The sequence below is a fragment of the Pseudomonas gingeri genome (genome assembly GCF_013386165.1).
GTDB lineage: Bacteria > Pseudomonadota > Gammaproteobacteria > Pseudomonadales > Pseudomonadaceae > Aquipseudomonas > Aquipseudomonas gingeri_C.
The window spans coordinates 730,276-749,974 of record NZ_JACAOS010000003.1 but is presented as its reverse complement, the minus strand read 5'-3'; the positions used below and the strand labels follow the sequence as shown (position 1 = coordinate 749,974).

Below are 19,699 nucleotides of genomic sequence, written 5' to 3'. Positions count from 1 at the left end.
AGCCCGGCCGTCGACGTTTACTGGGCAATCTCGCAGTTGACCATCCAGGCCACGCCAAAACGGTCTTCGAACATCGCGAAACGCTCCGCCCAGAAGGTCTTGCCCAGGGCCATATGCACACTGCCGCCCGCGCTCAAACCATGAAACAGACGTTCGGCCTCGGCGACACTATCGACATTGAGCGACACCGAAATACCCTGGATCTTGCTGAACGGTTGATGCGGCGGACAATCGGACGCCATCAGGCTGAAGTCCCCCACCGTCAGGCGGGTATGCATGATCTTGTCCTTGTTCGGGGCATCCGTGGGTACACAGGCCTCAGCCGGAGCATCGGCGTACGACAGGGAAAACAGCTCGCCGCCGAGGACCTGCTGGTACAGCGCGAAGGCCTCCTTGCAGTTACCGTTGAAGGTCAGGTAGGGAATAATTTTCAGGCTCATGATAGATCTCCTGTTCTGGCAGGTTTTCAGGATTGACCGGACATCTTCGCGCGCAGCTGTTCTTCCTGCTCACGCAACTCGGGGGTAAAGTTCTCGCCAAAATCCTCGGCTTCGAAGACCTGGCGGATTTCGATTTCAGAATCACTGACCATCGGGTTCGGACAACGCTTGACCCAGTCGATGGCCTCTTGCAGCGATTGCACTTTGAAGATCCAGAAACCGGCGATCAGTTCCTTGGTCTCCATGAAAGGTCCGTCGACCACGCTGCGCTGCGTACCGCTGAACTGCACGCGGGCCCCCTTGGAACTGGGGTGCAAGCCCTCGCCGGCGAGCATCACCCCGGCCTTGGCCAGTTCCTCATTGTAGGCGCCCATGGCCGCCAGCAGTTCCTGACTGGGCATTTCGCCGGCTTCCGATTCCGGGCTGGCTTTGACGATCACCATGAATCGCATGGTCATATCTCCTGATGACAGTGGTAGACAAGTTCAACAAGCCAATCAGTGGCTCTGTCGACTAATCGAACAAGCGAGCGCGGAATCGACAACCCACGAAAACTTTTTTCCGGACACCGCCAAAAGCTTCGCGGGCAAATCCGGCGCCTGCAAGGTTCATTGTGTGTCGAAAATTGAATGCGGCCTGGCTGACTGGCATTGGCTCGCGGCTCTATGCCGCGCTCCAGGAAAGCACTAACATCGAAAAGCCATTGCCTACGACAATCCCCACCAGAGAGGAAACATGGAGTCTCCTGCAGTCTCGATTGGCCAGCGTTCGAATTTTGCCCTTGCCCTTTCCGGCGGCGGCGTTCGAGCCATGGTGTTTCACCTCGGCGTGCTCAAGTACCTCGCCGAACAAAAGGCCCTGGAACGGGTCACGCAGATTTCCACGGTGTCCGGCGGCAGCCTGCTGGTGGGCCTGATGTTTCACGAAAACCAAGGCCAATGGCCCGACTCCGCGACCTTCCTGCAACGCATCTACCCTGCCCTGCAAGCCAAGCTGTGTTCACGCAGCCTGCTCTGGAGTGCCTTGCGTCAATTGCTCAACCCGCTGAATTGGCGCTTCCTGCTGTCTCGGGCCAACCTGCTGGCCCTGGCCCTGCAAAAAGAATGGGGGGTGACTGCGTTGCTGCCGGAGATTGCTGCCAGCCCCGATTGGTCGATCAACGGCACCACTGCGGAAAACGGCAAACGGTTTCGCTTCAAGCGCAACGATATGGGCGACTACTCCATCGGTTATGCCGCCACCCACGGTTTCCCCTTGGCCAAGGCCCTGGCGGTTTCGGCGGCGTTCCCCGGCGGTATCGGCCCGCTGTCGCTGAAGACCCGCCGCTTCCAATGGATGCAGCGTCTGTGGGATGCCCCCCTGAAAAGTGCCGTCGCGGTGCGCCTGCCCTTCAAGAAGCTGCGACTCTACGACGGTGGCGTCTACGACAACCTTGGCCTGGAACCGTTTTTCGACGCGGCGACCGGCCAGACCAAACGCTACGAATACCCGATCATCGTCTCGGATGCCGGCGCACCGCTGCAGCCGGGATTTGACGCCGGGGTGCTGAGTCCGTGGCGCCTCAAGCGCCTGGCCGACATCATGTCCGACCAGAGCCGTGCACTGCGCAGCCGCACCTTTGTCGAATACCTGAAGAGAGCCCCCGGGCGCGGCGGTTACCTGAGCATCGCCAGTTCCCTGATCGACCCGGCCAAAGGCAGCGACGCCGAGTTTGCCGCACACTTCCCCACCAGCCTGAACCGCCTCAAACCCGAAGTGTTCGAACGTATCGCCCGGCATGGCCATGCGGTGGCGCAAATGACCGACCGAGAGTACCCACTGCTGCCCGTGGCCGCGAAAACGCCAGAGCCCCTTGTGCTCTCGTAAACCGCAGACACTCAGGGCAACGCCAGCACACCCAGGCTGGCACTGACCACCAGGGCGGTGCCGGCAAACTGCATCGGGATCATCGGCTGGGCCAGCACCAGGTAACCGGCCAGGGCACCGACCGCCGGCTCGGCGCTCATCAGGATGCCGAACGAAGCCGTTGGCATCCGCCGCAAGGCGACCATCTCCAGGCCATAGGGCAACAACGGCACGAACAGGGCCAGTCCCGCGCAACTGGCGATCTGCAACAACGGCGGATGGCCGCCGCTTTGCCAAAGCCCAAGGGGTGTGGCAATCAGGGCCGCGGCCAACAGCGACATCGACAGTCCCTCAAATCCCTCGAACAGCCGCCCGACCTTTTTCATCATCAGGATATAAGCCGCCCAGCCCGCCGCCGAACCGAAAGCCAGCAGCAAACCCAGCGGGTCGCCGACCCAGCCACCTTCGTTACGCGCCAACAGCAGCACCCCGGCCACCGCCAGCGCCGGCCAGATCAATGCCCGCCAGCTGCGCACACCCAGACTGGCCACCAGCAACGGACCAAGGAACTCGATGGCAATCGCCAATCCCAACGGAATGCGCTGGATCGCCGCGAAGAAGCAGGTGGTCATGACGGCCATCGCCAAACCCAGACTCCCGGCGGCCAGCCAGTGCGACAGCGAAAACCTGCGCAGGCGCGGCCGCACCAACAGCGCCAGAATCGCCGCCGCCCAGCACAGGCGCAGCCAGGTGGTACTGAGGGAGCCATAGGTGTCCATGGTCGGCGACGACAGCGCCGCGCCGAACTGGACGCTGACCATGGACAGCACGCACAACAGCGCCGCCCACAACAGCGCGCGGCGCTGTCCCCCACGGGTGTCCGAAAGTGTCAGGCCGCTGGCATTGTCCTGCATGCTGAAGTCTCCGTTGAATGTCGAGCCATCCTAGCCAGTCGCGCAGACTTCAAATAAGCTGATATTTCTTATCCCGACTTCACGAATATTGATAATGCGCGATCTCGACAGCAGCCTGTTGCGAACCTTCGTCACTGTCGCCGAAACCGGTGCCGTGGGTGCCGCCGCCCAGCGCCTGGCACGCACACAGGCTGCCGTCAGCATGCAGTTGCGACGCCTGGAAGACGACCTCGAACGCCGCCTGTTCGACCGCTCGCCACGGGGCCTGCGCCTGACCGAAGCCGGTCACCTGCTGCTGCCTTACGCCCACAGCATCCTGGGCGCCGGGACCGATGCCCGGCGCGCCTTGTCCGCCAGCCAGATCGCCGGCACCGTGCGCCTCGGTCTGCTTGAGGACATCGCGGTGGGCAGCCTGCCCCGAGCACTGCGGCGCTTTTCTGCGGCCTATCCGCACATCTCGCTGGAAATCGTTGTCGACAGCAGCGCGGCCATGTCCGCCAAGTTGGCCGACGGCACCCTGGATGTGATCATCGGCGACGCCTCGGCCATCAGCGCCCAGCCTCAGGCCTGTTGGACACAATCTCTGTTCTGGGTTGGCGCCCGTGGCCTGAGCCTGCCCGCCGACCTCAGCACCCAGAGCCTGCCGCTGGTGACGTTCGGCGGCGGCTGCCTGTGGCATGGTCAGGTGGTGAAAATCCTCAACCGGGCCCACATTCCCTGGCGCGTGGTCTGCAGCAGCACCAGCCTGCCGGCGGTGCAGTCGGCGGTCGAAGCCGGCTTGGGTATCACGGTGTTGCTGGAAGGCAATATCCGCAGCGAGAGCATGCGCGTGCTGGGGCCGGCCGATGGCCTGCCGGCGCCACCGATCGTCGATTTCGCCCTGTATGTCCGTCGGGTACCGGCGGTGCAGGCCGCCGCCGTCCAGGCGCTGCAGAGTTTTCTCGGGGAGGAACTGAATATCATCATGCCGCGCATGCTCACCGCACAAACGGCAGCTGCCCAGTGAGAAAATCAATGAGTACCCGCAACTTGGGCACCACATGCCGGCCCGACGGCCACAGCACATTGAACTGGCCGGTTTCCCGGGTGAAGCTGTCCAGCACGGCGATCAGGTCACCACTGTCCAGTTCCTTTGCGATCAGGAAATCCGCCACGTAGATCAGGCCCAGACCCTCGAGCGCGAAAGCCGTTCGCCCTTCCATGGAGTTGCAGATCATCGAGCAGGGCAAGTCCGCCTCACCCCCTTCTCCCGATAGCACCCAGCTCTGCAGCTTGCCCGTCAGCGGATAACGAAAATGAATGCAGGCATGGGCCGACAGATCGACCGGTTTGCCCGGCACTCCATGTTGGGCGAAATAGGCCGGCGAACCGGCCACCAACATGCGGAAACCTCCCAACGGCCTGGCACTGAGCCCGGAATCCTTGGGTTCTCCAGTCCGGATCACCGCATCGAAACCCTCCTCGATCACGTCCACCACCCGGTCGGTGAACTCCAGGTCGAGCTGGATCGCCGGATAACGCCGCTGGAACTCGGCAAACACCGGCAGAAACGGCTTGCCGATCTGCGGCAAGCTGATCCGCAAACGCCCTTGGGGCTGCGACGACAGTTGCGAAAGCTCGGCGTTGGCCGCCTCCAGTTCATCCAGCACCCGCTTGCAGCGCTCCAGATAAAGCAGCCCCTCGCCCGTCAGCGCGATGCTTCGGGTGCTGCGGTGAAACAGGCGCACCGCCAGCTTCTCTTCCAGCCGCGCCATGCTTTTGCTGACTGCCGACGCCGAAATCCCCAGCACCCGTTCGGCCGCCACGAAACTGCGGGCTTCGGCGGCCTGCACAAACACCCCGATTGCACTCAGACTGTCCATATCTCATCCATTGATGACTCTGGAGTCCATTCTAAACGGATCCGTGCACTATTTTTCCAGCCGATCTTCGTCGCTATCGTCTGCTCCCAGTCAACTCAACCGGAGCACCCTGATGGACAAGGTTTTCATGATCAACGCCGGGACCCCGTATGCCTTTGCCAAAGGCGACCTGAACCGCAACCTGTACGATGCCGCGGTCAGCCTGCTGACCGGCGCCGGCTACGAGGTTCAATCCACTCATCTGACAGAGGGTTACCGGGAAGAAGAGGAAGTCGCCAAGTTCCTCTGGGCCGACGCGATCATCTATCAGATGCCGGCCTGGTGGATGGGCGCGCCCTGGCCACTGAAGAAATACATCGATGAAGTCTTCACTGTCGACCACGGCCAGCTCTTCGCCGACGACGGCCGCAGTTCGGCAGCCCCCGCCCTCGGATATGGCAGCGGAGGTTTGCTGCAGGGGCGCAAATACATGATTTCATCCACCTGGAACGCCCCTCGGCACGCCTTCGAGGCCCAGGATGACTTTTTTGAAGGCCGAGGCATCGATGCCGTCTACTTCCCATTCCACAAGGCTCATCAATTGATCGGACTGGAGGCGCTGCCGACCTTCGCCTGCTTCGACGTGGTGAAAAACCCCGAATATGAAAGCGATCTGCTGCGCTACAAACAGCATCTGGAACAGGTGTTCAACACCCGTTAAGGGAAGGGAAACCCCCTGAAACTCATGACAAGGAAGTCAGCCAAAGCACGAAAAAACAGATAGATGTTTACAGCAATTTATTATCTGAAGGATGCTATAGGATCAATCGTGTCCCTTCAGGAGCCCCCTCATGCCCCGCGTATCGCGCAAACAGGCCGAACTCAACCGCGAAAGCATTACCGACGCCGCTGCGCGGTTGTTTCGTGAGCGTGGCCTGAAAGGCCTGAGCCTGGTCGAGGTGATGGGGGCCGCAGGCCTGACCCACGGTGGCTTCTATGGCCATTTCGATTCCAAGGAAGCCCTGGCCGCCGAAGCCTGCAGCCGCAGCTTCGAGCAGTCGAACGAGCGCTGGCAACAGGCCGCCGAGACCCACGGCCAAGGCGAAGCCGCGCGCCAGGCCATCGTCGAGCGCTACCTCAGCCCCCAACATCGCGATACCCCCGGCGAAGGTTGCCCGGTGGCGGCCTTCTGCGGTGACCTGGCCCACGAGAACGCTGACACCGAACTGCGCCACAACTACGTCAAGGGCCTGGAAACCCTGCTCGAGACTTACACCTCGCTGCTGGACGCCAACGACCCGCAGGTCCGGCAAAAGGCCCTGGTGCAGCAGGCGCTGCTGGTCGGCGCCCTGACCCTGGCCCGCTCGACCCGGGGCCAGGCGATCTCGGACGAATTCCTGAACGCCGCCAAGGCCTTTCTGCTGGCCGACGCTGACGCCTGAAGATCAGCCGACCGCCGTCAGCTCGAAATAGAACACCGCACCCTTGCCGGGAACCGACAACAGGCGAATCTGGCTGTCGTGCAGTTGCAGGATACGCCGCACAATCAGCAACCCCAGGCCACCGGAACGCCGGTCGCCATCCTGGTTGAAGGGCCGACGGAACAGATTTTCCAGCAAGGTCGGGGCGATTCCCGGCCCGGTGTCGCTGACCGTGACCTGGAGTTTGCCGCGCCCATGGGCCAGCGCCACCTCGATGGTGCCGCCTTCGGGGGTATGGCGCAGGGCATTGTCGATCAGATTGGTCAGCACCCGCTCGATCATGCCCAGGTCCGCGCTGACCATCGAAGCGCCACGGGGCAATGCCGCCAGCAACTTCGACTGGCGGGTCTCGGCCATCAATTCAAATTTCTGGAACACGTCCTGGATCAGGTCACTGAGGGAAAAATCTTCGACCTGCAGGCGCACCGCGCCATGCTCCAGACGCGCCAGTTCGAACAGCGCCTGGGCCAGTTGCCCGACCTTGCTGCTCTGGGCCAGGGCGATTCCCAGGTAACGCCGACGCTCGTCCGGTGCCAGCACCGCGTCCTTGAGGGACAAGGTTTCCAGGTAGCCGTGCAACGACGCCAGGGGTGTGCGCAGGTCATGGGAAATATTCGCCACCAGCTCGCGACGGTCCTGATCGAGCTGGGTCAGGCTGCGCCATTGCTCACCGATGCGCGTGGCCATCTGCGCGAAACTGGCTTCCAGCACCTCGATCTCATCGCGACGCCCGGCCCCGGCTCGGGACAACACCGGCAACTGTGCCGGCGCGGCATCGGTATCGAAATCGCGCATGGTCTCGGTCAATCGGCGCAGCGGACGGGTAATCAAGCGGAAGGCGATCAGACCGGCGATCAGGCCCAACAGGGCCACCAGGCTCATGGCCCACAAGGTGGTCCGCAGCACCGAGCTGGCCGAGACCTGTGCCGCCAGGCGATCATGTTCTTCGCCCTGGAGGACCACGTACAAATAGCCCAGATCCTTGCCGCCACCGCGCAAGGCGGCGGCGCTGAAGACCTTGCGCCCGTCATCGCTGCGCGGATCGTCACCGAGGATCGGCAATGGCTGGCCGTCGAGCAGGCGGCGAATCGGCGCCAGGTCGACGTGATCGCGGTGCAGGTGGCCTTGCGGCGCGGCATCGCCGGTGATCTTGCCGTTGGGTGAGAGCAGATAGACTTCCACGCTCGGGTTGACGTTCATCAACTGGCCGAACAGCGCACGCACGCCCTCCATGGTCAGGCCCTCGGTGCCCACCAGCCGGTTGTCCAGGGCAATGCTCTGGGCCAGGTCCCGGGACAGGCCCTGGACCACTTCCTTTTCATGCATGTCGCTGGCCCGCACCTGCAACCACACCGAAGCGCCGCAGCAGGCCAGCAAGAGGATGGAAAAAGCGAGGGACAGGCGCTGGGAAAGGGTCAGGTTCATTGCGGGCGACTCACCGGCGAGAAGCGATAGCCGCGGCCCCAGACCGTGAGAATCCGCTCGGGTTGCGCCGGGTCGGCTTCGATCTTGGCCCGCAGGCGATTGATATGGGTGTTGACCGTGTGTTCATAACCGTCGTGCTGGTAACCCCAGACCTGGTTCAGCAGGTCCATGCGCGAATAGACGGTACCGGGGTTTTTCATGAAGAAATGCAGCAGGTCAAATTCCCGTGGCGTGAGGTCCAGGAGCTTGCCGTCGACCATCGCCTCACGCGTCAGCGGGTCGAGGCTCAGGCCGCCCTGCTCCAGGGTTCCGGCTTCGATTTTCAAACTCTTGGCCAAGGCATCGACCCGGCGCAGCAAGGCTTTGACCCGCGCCGCCAGTTCGAGCATCGAGAACGGCTTGGCCAGGTAATCGTCGGCGCCCAGTTCCAAGCCGAGCACCCGGTGCATCTCGCTGGAGCGGGCGCTGGTGATGATGATCGGCGTGTAGCGCGCCATGGCCCGTGCCTGCCGACAGATCTCCAGGCCATCGACGCCCGGCAGCATCAGGTCGAGGATCAGCGCATCCCAGGAGCCTTTGCTCAATTGGGCAAGACCGAGGTTGCCGTCGGCGCAGTGGGTGACGTCATAACCCTCGTCCCGCAGGTGCAGGCTCAGCAAGCCCGCCAGGTGCAGGTCATCTTCGACGATCAGAATACGTTTGGGCGAATCCATGGGCAGCCTTCGTGCGGGACACTCTATCGATAAGCGCCGGAAACGACGCCTGGGTCATTGTGCCGGATCGCCACAGGGCAATGTTCACAAATAAGTTAACTTTACGGGAGGATTTGGCGACCCTCGCCGCCCGACAATGAAAGCCTGATCAATCACCGTGGACGCGACGCCATGTCCTCCAGAAGACGATTTCTTGTTTCCAGTGCCGCCACCCTGCTCGCCGCCGGCCTGTTCGACTGGCGTGCCGTGGGTGCCACCTTCGGCAGCGGCAGCCGTTCGGCCGATACCGATGAGACTTTCGAAGTCAGCCACAGCGACGCCGAGTGGAAGTCGATGCTCAGCGATGAGCAGTACGAAGTGCTGCGCCACGAAGGCACCGAGCGGCCCTACAGCAGCGCCCTCAATGAAGAGCACCGCGACGGCGTGTTTGCCTGCGCGGGCTGCCGCCTGACGCTGTTTTCATCAGCCGCCAAGTATGACAGCCGCACCGGCTGGCCGAGCTTCACCGCACCGCTGGAAAGCGCCGTGGCCACTCGCCGCGACACTTCCTTCGGCGTTTCGCGCACCGAAGTGCACTGCCACCGTTGCGGCGGCCACCTGGGCCATGTGTTCCCCGACGGGCCGCAGCCCACCGGCCTGCGCTACTGCATGAACGGCGTCGCCATGACCTTCGCCCCCGGCGCGGCCTGATTTCCACGTTTCAACAAGGACTCCATCATGTTCCTGCTTATCCTGGCCTACCTCGGCGGTCTCCTGACCATCCTCAGCCCCTGCATCCTGCCGGTGCTGCCCTTCGTCTTCGCCCGTTCGGGTGAGCCGTTCCGTCGCAGCGGCCTGCCGTTGCTCTGCGGCATGGCCCTGACCTTCGCCCTGGTCGCCACTTTGGCGGCGGTCGGCGGTGGCTGGGTGGTGCAGGCCAACCAGTACGGTCGTTGGCTGGCCATGGCGCTGATGGCGTTCTTTGCCATTACCCTGCTGTTTCCGCACCTGGCCGAACGCCTGACCCAGCCGCTGGTGGCGGCCGGTGACCGGTTGTCGCGCTCGGCACAAAGCCACGACGGCTCGCCCAGCCCCCGCTCGTCGTTTGTGCTCGGCATCGCCACTGGCCTGTTGTGGGCGCCCTGCGCCGGACCGATTCTCGGCCTGATCCTCACCGGTGCCGCCCTGCAAGGCGCGAACATCGGCACCACCTTGTTACTGCTGGCCTACGCCGCCGGTGCCGCCACGTCCCTGGCCGGGGCGCTGCTGATCGGTGGCAAGCTGTTCAGCACCATGAAGCGCAACCTCGGCACCGGCCAATGGCTGCGTCGCGGGCTGGGTGCGGCCATGCTGATCGGCGTGGTCGCCATCGCCCTGGGCCTGGACACCGGAATTCTGACCCGAGTCTCCACGGTCGCCACTTCGGGCCTTGAACAGAAGCTGCTCGACAACCTGACGCCGAAGAAGGCACCAGAGCAAGGCGGCGCCATGATGGCGGCGGTCAACAGCGATGCCGGTCAACCGAACGGCAGCATGATGGCCATGGCCGTCAAGACCGGCGGCGCGGAACGTGCGCTGCCGGTGGAAGGCACCCTGCCGGACCTGTCGGGCGCCGTGCAGTGGCTCAACTCCGCACCGCTGAGCGCCGCCGACCTCAAGGGTAAGGTGGTATTGATCGACTTCTGGACCTACTCCTGCATCAACTGCCTGCGCAGCCTGCCCTACGTCAATGCCTGGGCACAGAAGTACCACGACCAGGGCCTGGTGGTGATCGGCGTGCATGCACCGGAATTCGCCTTCGAACGCGATATCGACAACGTCCGTCAGGCCGTCACCAAGCTGGGCATCCAGTACCCGGTGGCCATCGACAACAACTATGCGATCTGGCGCGGTTTCAACAACCAGTACTGGCCAGCCCACTACTTCGTCGATGCCCAGGGCCGTGTGCGTTATCACCACTTCGGTGAAGGCGACTACGAAGGCTCCGAGCAGGTGATCCAGCAACTGCTGAAAGAGGCCGGTCACCAGAACGTCTCCGGCGGCATGGTCAGTAACCAGGCCCAGGGCGTGATGCAGGCCGCCGATGAAGCCGAAGTGAAATCGCCGGAAACCTACCTGGGTTATGACCGCGCCGAGAACTTCGCCTCGCCGGGCGACCAGGTGGCGGACAAATCGAAAAACTACGCGGCGCCGCAACAGCCGGCCTTGAACCAGTGGGGCCTGGACGGTCAATGGACCGCTCACGCCGAACAAGTGACGCTCAACCAGGCCCCTGGCCAGGTGGTCTACCGCTTCCACGCCCGCGACCTGCACCTGGTGCTGGGCCCTGGCGCGGACGGCAAGCCGGTGCACTTCAAGGTGCGCATCGACGGCACGGTCCCGGGCGCCAACCACGGCACCGATACTGACGCCAACGGCGACGGCATGGTGACCGAGCAGCGTCTGTACCAACTGGTGCGCCAGTCAGGGGACATCGGCGAGCACACCTTCTCCATCGAATTTCTCGATCCCGGCGTACAAGCCTACGCCTTTACCTTCGGTTGATCGCCACGAGGATGAACACGATGAATACGCCAGTACTGCAACAAAAAACCAAGTCGCCGCTGCTGATAATCGCCGGGATCGCCACCCTGTCCCTGTCGGTGCTGATGTTCCAGCGCCTGGCCTGGTCGGCCGAGGATGCGGTGCAGATCGCCCCACCGGCGCTGGATCAAGCGGCCGGCGCCAGCGGCAAGGCCACGGCAGTGTTTGCCGGCGGCTGTTTCTGGGGCGTCCAGGGGGTGTTCCAGCATGTCCGCGGGGTTGAGAACGCGGTGTCGGGTTATACCGGCGGAGCGGCGAATACCGCCCTTTACGAATCGGTGGGCGAAGGTTCGACCGGACACGCCGAATCGGTACAGGTGACCTATGACCCGAGCAAGGTCAGTTATGGGCAGCTGTTGCAGGTGTTTTTCTCGGTGGCCCATAACCCGACGGAGCTTAACCGTCAGGGGCCGGATAGCGGCACGCAGTATCGTTCGGCGATTTTCCCGATGAATGCCGAGCAGGAAACCATCGCCAAGGCCTATATCGCCCAGTTGGATGCGGCCAAGGCGTTTCCTGCCGCGATCGTCACCCGGATAGAGGACGGCAAGGTGTTCTACCCGGCCGAGGGTTATCACCAGAACTACCTGACGTTGCACCCGTCCGCACCGTATATCGCCATCAATGATTTGCCGAAGGTGGAAAACCTCAAGCGCATTGAGCCGCAGCTGTACCAGGCTGACCCGGTGCTGGTGCCGAACGCCAACTGACGGCGAGCCCCCTAGGCCAGATCTTGAGTCTGGCCAGGGCTTGTGGCGAGCGGGCTTGCCCGCGCTGGGACGCGAAGCGGCCCTGAAATCGGAGAACTCGGTCTGTCAGACAGGCCGAGATGACCAGTTTTGCGACTGCTTCGCAGCCGAGCGCGGGCAAGCCCGCTCGCCACAAGACGGTGTCAGACCGCAAATCTTCCTATCAGGTATAGCGCCGCTTATCCGGAGCCGGCGGGAAGTACTGGTACAACCAGGTTTCGCTCAAGGTCCGGTCATGGGTGCGAATGAACAGCCGCAGCTCCACCGGGTCGACCCGGTCGTCGCTCGGGTACCAGTCGAACGTCACCCGATAGCCGTTGATCTCGTCCAGCTTGAGGACATCGATATCCTTCACTTCACCGCAGGACGTCGTCACCACCGGCTCGATCTCGGCCGCCAGGGAAAGACGCTCCAACCCACCTCCCGTAAAGTCCACGGCAAAACGCCGGGCCCAGACCTCGGGGTTATGCTCCCCCGGCGCCCAACCTTCGACAAACCCACCCATGCCCGAACGGGTCGCGTGCACCCGTGCCAACGACGTCCCCACCGGCGGCATCGCGCTCCAGTAGAGTTTGTAGCCGTAGTTCAACGAAGCCCCCGCCGCCACTGGTTCCTTGGGCGTCCAGAACGCCACGATATTGTCCAGGGTCTCACCCGTGGTCGGGATTTCCAGCAGGTCGACGGAGCCCTCGCCCCAAGCCGTGGTCGGCTCGACCCACAGGCTCGGACGCCGGCTGTACCAGTCCACGGTGTCCTGGTAGCTGGCAAACTCATGATCGGTCTGCACCAGGCCGAAACCCTTCGGGTCCTTGTCGGCGAAGGCGTTGAACTGCAACAGCGCCGGGTTGTTCAGCGGTCGGCAGATCCACTCGCCGTTGCCACGCCACATGGCCAGGCGGTCGGAGTCGTGGATCTGCGGGTGAAGGGTGTCGCACATGCGTCGTTCATGGGTGCCGCAACTGAACATGCTGGTCATCGGCGCGATGCCCAACTGTTCGATGGCGGTACGTGCGTTGATATGGGCGTCGACCGCCATCACCACCTGCTCGGCCTGGCAATCGATGTCGAAACGGTAGGCACCGGTGGCGCTTGGCGAGTCGAGCAAGGCATAGACCACAAAACGTGTGCTGTCCTTGTCCGGGGTTTCGAACCAGAAATGGGTGAAATCGGGAAACTCCTCGCGCTTCTTCCCATAGGTATCGATCGCCAAGCCACGCGCCGACAGGCCGTATTGCCCGGTCTTGTCCACCGCGCGGAAGTAACTGGCGCCGAGGAACGAGACAATGTCGTGCTGGTCGATTTCCGGGGCCTTGAACAGCTTGAAGCCGGAGAACCCCAGGTCGCCCTTGAGCCGCGATGGGTCGATGCCACTGCGGGCATAGTTGAACAACGCCGGACGGAAATGCACTTCCCGGGCCTGACGTGTCTGCGCGTCGGCGCTGTACATGCGCACCGGTTGCTTGAAACCCATGCCTACGTGAAAGAACTGCATGTCCAACTGGCCCTTGAGTTCATTCCACAGCGAGTGCCGGGCATCGTACTCAATGGCGTTGAACTGCTGCGGCGTCATGTCCGCCAGGGACTGCGGCAACACCTGACGGGTGCTGACATAGTCCTTGGCCGCAAGTGTTTTCGCGTGGGCCTGCAAGGTCTCGAAGTCGAAGTGTTCTATCTCGCCATCCGCGGTGGCGGCAAGCGCCCGAGCCGCGAACAGACCACTGGCCGACAGGCCGGTGTAGGCCGCCAGGGCCATGGAAGCTTTCAAAAGATTGCGGCGGTGCATAAAAAGACCCGTACAGGAGCTACCAGACATCCGGCGCCCTTGGGTGCCGGATCAAAAGAAGCGCTCGTTCAAGACTGCGAACGAATGCGGCTACAGGTAACAGATAACAAATACCCGTGACGGTTCGCAATATCCTACAGAAAACTTACTGACAGGCTTTATTCAGCCAAGGTGTGGCTATATGTTTCCAGCCTCTCTGTAGACTCGAGGCACCCTGTGAATAGCTGCCCAGGGCCCGTGAAGATTTGTTCAGAATGTTTTCACGGGGTTCTTGGCACACTTGCCCACTTGTTTTGAAGGTCCGTCGAGGCAACCCATGACCCGCATCCTGACCATCGAAGATGATGCTGTAACCGCCAAGGAAATCGTGGCTGAACTGAGCAGCCACGGGCTTGAAGTTGACTGGGTCGACAATGGCCGTGAAGGCCTGGTCCGCGCTGTCAGCGGCGACTATGACCTGATTACCCTGGATCGCATGCTGCCGGAGCTCGATGGCCTGGCCATCGTCACCACGCTGCGAACCATCGGGGTGGCCACGCCGATCCTGATGATCAGCGCCCTCTCGGATGTCGACGAGCGCGTGCGCGGCCTGCGTGCCGGCGGCGACGATTACCTGACCAAGCCGTTCGCCTCCGACGAAATGGCCGCTCGGGTCGAAGTGCTGTTGCGGCGCAAGAGCCCGGCGCGGGAGTTCGAAACCTCGCTGCGGGTGGCCGATCTGGAACTCAATCTGATGACCCGGGAAGCTTCCCGGGCCGAACAGCTGTTAAGCTTGTTGCCCACCGAATACAAGCTGCTGGAATTCCTGATGCGCAATACCGGGCAGATCCTCTCGCGAATGATGATTTTCGAGGAAGTCTGGGGTTATCACTTCGACCCCGGCACCAACCTGATCGACGTGCATATCGGTCGCCTGCGCAAGAAGATCGACGGCCCGGGCCTGGCGCCGCTGATCCGTACCGTGCGAGGCTCAGGCTATGTCATTGCCGAACCCCTCTAAAGGTTGGCGCTCCTCCACCAGCAGGCTGCTGGCGCTCTACAGCTTTCTGTTCGTGGCGTGGAGCTGCAGCCTGATGGGGGTGTTGTACTACGAGGTTTCCGGTTACCTGAGTACCCTCGCCCGCCATTCCCTGATGCAACGCCAGCACCTGTTTTCACGCTTCCAGGGCCAACCGCTGATGGAAGCGCTGACCACCAGCATGACCTTCGACATGCGTGGGGTGGATGCGTATGGCCTGTTCAACGAACAGAAGCTGCATCTCAGTGGCCCGATCCAGGAAATTCCGCCCGACCTGCCCATGGACGGCCGAATCCATCAGTTGGCCGACTGTATCGACTCCGATGACCCGAACCTGCCCCAGGACAGTTGCGACGCGGTGGTCACCCAGACCCACGACGGGCGCTGGCTGGTGCTGGTGCGCGACAACGGCTCGTTGTTCGGTGTAACACGGATTATTATCCATGCCCTGTTCTGGGCGGTGTCGCTGACCATTCTGCCCGGCGTCGCCGGCTGGCACCTGCTGCGGCGACGGCCGATTCGACGGATACGGGCCATCCAGGCCAGTGCCGAGTCGATCATCGCCGGCGACCTGGGCCATCGCCTGCCGCTGTCGAACCGTCGTGATGAACTGGACATGCTGGCAGCGATCGTCAACGCCATGCTCGACCGGATCGAAAAGCTGATGCACGAGGTCAAGGGCGTCTGCGACAACATCGCCCATGATCTGCGCACGCCACTGACCCGCTTGCGCGCGCAGCTGTATCGGATCCAGCAACAGACCGTCGACGGCTCGCCCGAGTCCCTGCAACTGGATGGGGTGATTGCCGAGACCGACACCTTGATGGCGCGTTTTCGCGGTTTGCTGCGCATTTCCGAACTGGAAGACCACCAGCGCCGCTCCGGCTTCCTGGTGCTCGACCCCTTGCCGTTACTTCACGAACTGCATGACTTCTACCTGCCGTTGGCCGAGGAAGCCGAGATCCACCTGCGCCTCGAGGCCCCCGAGACCTTGCCGGCAATCACCGGCGATCGGGCGCTGCTGTTCGAAGCCCTGGCCAACCTCCTGAGTAATTCGATCAAGTTCACCCCGCCGGGTGGCGAGGTGATATTGATGGCCACCCACGATGCGGGCAGTACCCGTATCGAAGTCCTCGACTCCGGCCCGGGTATCCCGGTGTCCGAGCGCGAAGCGGTGTTCCAGCGTTTCTATCGCTGCGACGAAGGTGCCCAGCACGGTGGCTTCGGCCTCGGCTTGTCGATTGTCGCCGCCATCGTCAACCTGCACGGTTTCACCCTCGACATCGGCACCAGCGAGCAGGCTGGTGCACGCTTGATCCTCAGTTGCCGGGACAACCTGATTGCCGTGGATTGAACACAGGGCCAAACACTGTGTTCAATCCGGGAAATTGGCCTTCAAAGCCGCCAGGCCGTCGGCATAGATCCCGTGAAACAGATCAACCGCCTCTTCTTCACTGACGCCGGTGGGGGTGAAGATCCCCGCCCATTCGACGATCGAGGTGTGTGGATCATTGCCTTCGCGAACCTGCATCGTGGCCAGGTAGTCGGCCACCGGGAACGGCTGCTCGACAAAGGAATAGCTGTAGCGCCGGGCGCGGTTGTCGAACGCCTCCAGGCGCTCGACGATCAGTACGCCGTCCGCCGTGTGCAAGCTGCGCACACGCCCGCCTTCGCTGAGGCTGCTCTGACGAATGAACGGCAGCCAGTCAGGCAGGGAGTCGAACCCGCCCATCAGTTGCCAGACCTGTTCCGGTGGCGCACCGATTTCGAGGGTTACGGATGTTGCGGCCATGAATACTCTCCAGGAATAAGTGGAATAACCCGGCCGATCCCGACGCTGACGACAGCGACGTGATCGGACCGTTTGACAGCTATAGACGCTTTTCTGATTTCAGACCAGCGGCAACGGCGCATTGCCCGCCACCAGGCCTTCCTGACGCAACGCGTGCCAGAACGCCAGTGGAATCCGCTCCTGCAAGGCCGCCACATCTTCGGCGATCCGCTCCGGCCGGCTGGCGCCGGGAATCACCGCCGCCACGGCCGGGTTGGCCAGGGAGAACTGCAAGGCCGCCGCCTTGAGGCTCACCCCGAAGCGCTGCGCGATGCCCTTTATCCGTTCAACTTTAGCCATGATTTGTGGCGATGCCGGTTGATATTCGAAATGCGCGCCGCCGGCCAGTACACCGGAACTGTAAGGACCACCAACGACGATATCGACTTGTTGGGCCAGCGCCTCGGGCATCAAGCGTTGCAGGGCCCGTTCATGATCCAGCAAAGTGTAGCGCCCGGCCAGCAGGAACCCATCGGGCTGCGCCTCGTCCAGTTGCAAGGTCAGCTCGCACGGCTCGACCTTGTTCACCCCCAGGCCCCAGGCCTTGATCACGCCCTCATCGCGCAAACGGCTGAGCACCCGGAACGCGCCTTTACGGGCCTGGTTGAAATACTCCAGCCATTCGTCACCGTAGAAGTCCTGGGCAATATCGTGCACCCAGACGATGTCCAGACGGTCGGTCTTCAGGCGTTCGAGGCTGCCTTCGATGGAGCGCAGCGTGGCGTCGGCGGAGTAGTCGTTGAGCATCTTGTTCGGACGGCCATGTTCGAAGACCCCGGCCTTTTCACCCAGGTCGCGGGCTGTGACGTCTTCCACTTCATCGAGGACCAGCCGACCCACCTTGGTGCTGAGCACATATTGATCCCGTGGGTGCTTGGCCAGGGCCTCACCCAGGCGAATTTCCGAAAGCCCCGAACCGTAGAACGGAGCCGTGTCGAAGTAGCGTACGCCCTGGTCCCAGGCCGCATCGACGGTGGCCATGGCTTCGGCCTCGGGAATGGCGCGGAACATGTTGCCCAAGGGTGCAGTGCCGAAACCCAGTGTGCCCGGCAGTTTGTCTCTGATGCTCATAGTGATGATCCTTTGACTGGAAATGGTGAGTGCGCCTCACCCGCCGGGGGTGACGCGGATCTCGTTGTCGGGAGCCATACTAGGTTGCAGACTTTTGACCGTCCAAGACATAATCTGCACAACTTGAGTCCCGGAAGGTCTGACATGATTGATTTACGCCAACTGCGCTATTTCGTGGCGGTCGCCGAAGAAGAGCACGTCGGGCGGGCCGCCGAGCGGCTGCATATCTCCCAATCGCCGCTGAGCCGACAGATCGCCCAACTGGAGGAGCGCCTGGGCCTGACGCTGTTCGAGCGCAGCCTGCAACGCATCCGCCTGACCACCGACGGCCAGACCTTTCTCGCCGAGACCCGGGCGTTCCTGACCCATGCCAATCGGCTGGAATCCCTTGGCCGGCGGCTGGGCCGGGGTGAAGAAGGCGGCCTGTGCATCGGCTACATCGAGAACGCCATGCATGCGGGCGTGCTGCCCCAGGCCCTGCGCAGTTTGCGCGTCGACCGGCCGGATGTGCATATCGCCCTCTACAGCCTGAACTCGGCGCAGCAACTGGAAGGCTTGCGCCAGCGCAGCCTCGATATCGCCCTGGTCAGCGAGCCGCCCATGGCCGATGACCCGGACCTGAACTGCGCCCGCGTGCTCAACGACCCCATGCTGCTGGCCCTGCCCGAACAGCACCCGCTGGCACAACTGAGTGAATTGACCCCGGCGGACTTTCTGGAGCAGGAATGGATTGCCGTGCAGCATCCCCAGCGCACCGGCAAACAGGACGATTTTGTTCAGGCCTGTATCAAGGCCGGGTTCAACCCCAATGTCCGGCTGCAGGCCAATGAGCCGCTGACCGCGCTGGGGCTGGTGGCGGCCGGGCTGGGCTTGACCATGATCCAGCAGAGCCTGCGACACAACACGCCCCAGGGCGTGGTACTGCGCGAACTCCCCTGGCTGATCTACACCACACCCTTGTGGGCGGCCTGGCATCGGATCAACTTGCGACCGCTGGTGGCGACCTTCAGGCAAGTGCTGGTACAGGACGCACTCCAGCTCGACCTGCCGACGCCCCTCTAGATGTCCATGATCTTGGCGGCAAAGGCATTCCAGCCGGCCGGCTCCTGGATCAATGCCGGGTAGTCATGGGAAAAACCGCCCATGACCCCGCGCCGGGTCATGAGTTCGCGGACGATGGCGGTTGCCGGGCCGCTGCCGTTGCCTTTCAACAGGCCCTGCTCCTGATAGGCGCGCCAGTGCAACTCCATGGCGATGATCTTGCACAGCGCCGACTCCTGAGCCAGCACGCCGGTATTCTTGGCCAACAGGCAGAGCTTGATCGGAACGCTGACGGCCAGGGATACCCCACCGGGAATGGTCGCCAACCCGAACCCGATACCGCGGTTGAACAACTTGTGGCTCTTCATGAGTTTCAAGAGTTCAAACCACTGGCTCAAGGTTTTACTTTGCCGACAGTTCCTGGCCATTTCAGCAAAATGATACAAGTGCACGATTGAAGCGCCGGCGGAACTACCATCACGAATCAACGCATAAGGGTTGACCGGTAACACCATACTTCCGAGCGACGCCGCCGTCCCGGTAAAGGACTGCACGTAATTACGCACTTTACGATGGCGCAACAGGTGTTTGGTCTTGGGCGAAGGACGCGCGACACCGTTCACCTTGAAATAAGGATTATCCACCAAAGCCGAAGACGGCTGCCCCATTTTGTAGGCACCCACCATCGGTGCCACAACGACCCCAGCCCCCTGGGGGACGAGTCCGGACAACGCGAGGGCGGTGTCCATGATCATGCTATCCACCTTGAAACTGTACTTGGAAAGTTCTTTCAAGCTGGCGGCAAAATTATCCTGCTCCACACTCATATCGGCTGACCTCTCGTGTTTAAAAAGCCCGGGAATTTTCAATTAAGATATCAGTCCCGAGCGCGATTTCACGAGGTCAGCCAGATCAATGTATTACTTCAATTTGCCATTTACTCGCATTTGAAAAATACAATAAGAAGCGTCCTAAAAGTCATACG

20 protein-coding genes are annotated in these 19,699 nt (G+C 62.3%); 10 read left to right on the top strand and 10 right to left on the bottom strand.

What is annotated here, in order from left to right; genetic code table 11:
* Positions 1-17: 17 nt before the first annotated feature.
* Positions 18-434, bottom strand: coding sequence for a VOC family protein (locus HX866_RS07875; protein ID WP_177102671.1), 417 nt, complete (start codon positions 432-434; stop codon positions 18-20).
* A 32-nt stretch (positions 435-466) separates the two neighbouring features.
* Positions 467-892, bottom strand: coding sequence for a YciI family protein (locus tag HX866_RS07870; RefSeq protein ID WP_177097771.1), 426 nt, complete (start codon positions 890-892; stop codon positions 467-469).
* 283 nt (positions 893-1,175) lie between these two features.
* Between HX866_RS07870 and HX866_RS07865 the strand changes: the two genes are divergently transcribed.
* The gene (locus tag HX866_RS07865) at positions 1,176-2,306 is read left to right on the top strand and encodes a patatin-like phospholipase family protein (RefSeq protein ID WP_177101967.1); all 1,131 of its coding nucleotides are present in this window, start codon (positions 1,176-1,178) and stop codon (positions 2,304-2,306) included.
* 11 nt (positions 2,307-2,317) lie between these two features.
* On the opposite strand, the gene HX866_RS07860 is transcribed toward HX866_RS07865, so the two are convergent.
* On the bottom strand, positions 2,318-3,199 hold the full coding sequence (locus HX866_RS07860; protein WP_177097769.1) for an EamA family transporter: 882 nt from the start codon (positions 3,197-3,199) through the stop codon (positions 2,318-2,320).
* Between the two features lie 94 nt (positions 3,200-3,293).
* Here HX866_RS07860 and HX866_RS07855 point away from each other — a divergent pair, with 94 nt between their 5' ends.
* Positions 3,294-4,205 (top strand): LysR substrate-binding domain-containing protein, encoded by a 912-nt coding sequence (locus tag HX866_RS07855; protein WP_177138839.1) that lies wholly within the window; start codon positions 3,294-3,296, stop codon positions 4,203-4,205.
* On the opposite strand, the gene HX866_RS07850 is transcribed toward HX866_RS07855, so the two are convergent.
* Complete coding sequence (locus HX866_RS07850; protein ID WP_177138837.1) at positions 4,177-5,061, bottom strand: LysR family transcriptional regulator; 885 nt, start codon at positions 5,059-5,061, stop codon at positions 4,177-4,179. The two genes, HX866_RS07855 and HX866_RS07850, sit on opposite strands and share 29 nt — an antisense overlap.
* A gap of 112 nt (positions 5,062-5,173) precedes the next feature.
* On the opposite strand from HX866_RS07850, the gene HX866_RS07845 reads away from it, so the two are divergent.
* Positions 5,174-5,761, top strand: a complete 588-nt coding sequence (locus tag HX866_RS07845; RefSeq protein ID WP_177138835.1) for an NAD(P)H-dependent oxidoreductase — start codon at positions 5,174-5,176, stop codon at positions 5,759-5,761.
* 130 nt (positions 5,762-5,891) lie between these two features.
* Positions 5,892-6,482 carry a TetR/AcrR family transcriptional regulator gene (locus HX866_RS07840; protein ID WP_177138833.1) on the top strand — a complete coding sequence of 197 codons (591 nt, stop codon included), beginning with the start codon at positions 5,892-5,894 and terminating at the stop codon, positions 6,480-6,482.
* 3 nt (positions 6,483-6,485) lie between these two features.
* On the opposite strand, the gene HX866_RS07835 is transcribed toward HX866_RS07840, so the two are convergent.
* Both HX866_RS07835 and HX866_RS07830 read right to left on the bottom strand, forming a co-directional pair.
* Positions 6,486-7,946, bottom strand: coding sequence for a sensor histidine kinase (locus HX866_RS07835; RefSeq protein ID WP_177101974.1), 1,461 nt, complete (start codon positions 7,944-7,946; stop codon positions 6,486-6,488).
* Positions 7,943-8,659 carry a response regulator transcription factor gene (locus HX866_RS07830; protein WP_177097763.1) on the bottom strand — a complete coding sequence of 239 codons (717 nt, stop codon included), beginning with the start codon at positions 8,657-8,659 and terminating at the stop codon, positions 7,943-7,945. Before HX866_RS07830 ends, HX866_RS07835 begins: the two co-directional genes overlap by 4 nt.
* A gap of 171 nt (positions 8,660-8,830) precedes the next feature.
* Between HX866_RS07830 and msrB the strand changes: the two genes are divergently transcribed.
* The 3 genes from msrB (at position 8,831) to msrA (ending at position 11,931) form a co-directional block, all read left to right on the top strand.
* Positions 8,831-9,349 carry a peptide-methionine (R)-S-oxide reductase MsrB gene (msrB, locus tag HX866_RS07825; protein ID WP_177097762.1) on the top strand — a complete coding sequence of 173 codons (519 nt, stop codon included), beginning with the start codon at positions 8,831-8,833 and terminating at the stop codon, positions 9,347-9,349.
* A gap of 27 nt (positions 9,350-9,376) precedes the next feature.
* Positions 9,377-11,182, top strand: a complete 1,806-nt coding sequence (locus HX866_RS07820; RefSeq protein ID WP_177124717.1) for a cytochrome c biogenesis protein DipZ — start codon at positions 9,377-9,379, stop codon at positions 11,180-11,182.
* Between the two features lie 104 nt (positions 11,183-11,286).
* Positions 11,287-11,931 (top strand): peptide-methionine (S)-S-oxide reductase MsrA, encoded by a 645-nt coding sequence (gene msrA, locus HX866_RS07815; RefSeq protein WP_256261378.1) that lies wholly within the window; start codon positions 11,287-11,289, stop codon positions 11,929-11,931.
* 202 nt (positions 11,932-12,133) lie between these two features.
* Here msrA and HX866_RS07810 read toward each other — a convergent pair whose 3' ends face one another.
* Positions 12,134-13,753, bottom strand: a complete 1,620-nt coding sequence (locus HX866_RS07810) for a glucan biosynthesis protein D (protein WP_177138831.1) — start codon at positions 13,751-13,753, stop codon at positions 12,134-12,136.
* Positions 13,754-14,069: 316 nt separating this feature from the next.
* Here HX866_RS07810 and HX866_RS07805 point away from each other — a divergent pair, with 316 nt between their 5' ends.
* Together HX866_RS07805 and HX866_RS07800 are read left to right on the top strand one after the other, a co-directional pair.
* Positions 14,070-14,753: a response regulator transcription factor gene (locus HX866_RS07805; protein WP_121130787.1), complete on the top strand. Its 684-nt coding sequence runs from the start codon at positions 14,070-14,072 to the stop codon at positions 14,751-14,753.
* Positions 14,731-16,125 carry a sensor histidine kinase gene (locus HX866_RS07800; protein ID WP_177097757.1) on the top strand — a complete coding sequence of 465 codons (1,395 nt, stop codon included), beginning with the start codon at positions 14,731-14,733 and terminating at the stop codon, positions 16,123-16,125. Before HX866_RS07805 ends, HX866_RS07800 begins: the two co-directional genes overlap by 23 nt.
* Before the next feature lie 21 nt (positions 16,126-16,146).
* Here HX866_RS07800 and HX866_RS07795 read toward each other — a convergent pair whose 3' ends face one another.
* Both HX866_RS07795 and HX866_RS07790 read right to left on the bottom strand, forming a co-directional pair.
* Complete coding sequence (locus HX866_RS07795; protein ID WP_177124714.1) at positions 16,147-16,563, bottom strand: SRPBCC family protein; 417 nt, start codon at positions 16,561-16,563, stop codon at positions 16,147-16,149.
* 99 nt (positions 16,564-16,662) lie between these two features.
* The gene (locus HX866_RS07790; RefSeq protein WP_177124713.1) at positions 16,663-17,673 is read right to left on the bottom strand and encodes an aldo/keto reductase; all 1,011 of its coding nucleotides are present in this window, start codon (positions 17,671-17,673) and stop codon (positions 16,663-16,665) included.
* 144 nt (positions 17,674-17,817) lie between these two features.
* On the opposite strand from HX866_RS07790, the gene HX866_RS07785 reads away from it, so the two are divergent.
* Positions 17,818-18,735: a LysR substrate-binding domain-containing protein gene (locus HX866_RS07785; RefSeq protein ID WP_177124712.1), complete on the top strand. Its 918-nt coding sequence runs from the start codon at positions 17,818-17,820 to the stop codon at positions 18,733-18,735.
* Here HX866_RS07785 and HX866_RS07780 read toward each other — a convergent pair.
* Complete coding sequence (locus HX866_RS07780) at positions 18,732-19,583, bottom strand: hypothetical protein (RefSeq protein ID WP_177097753.1); 852 nt, start codon at positions 19,581-19,583, stop codon at positions 18,732-18,734. The genes HX866_RS07785 and HX866_RS07780 overlap by 4 nt on opposite strands.
* Between the last annotated feature and the right edge of the window lie 116 nt (positions 19,584-19,699).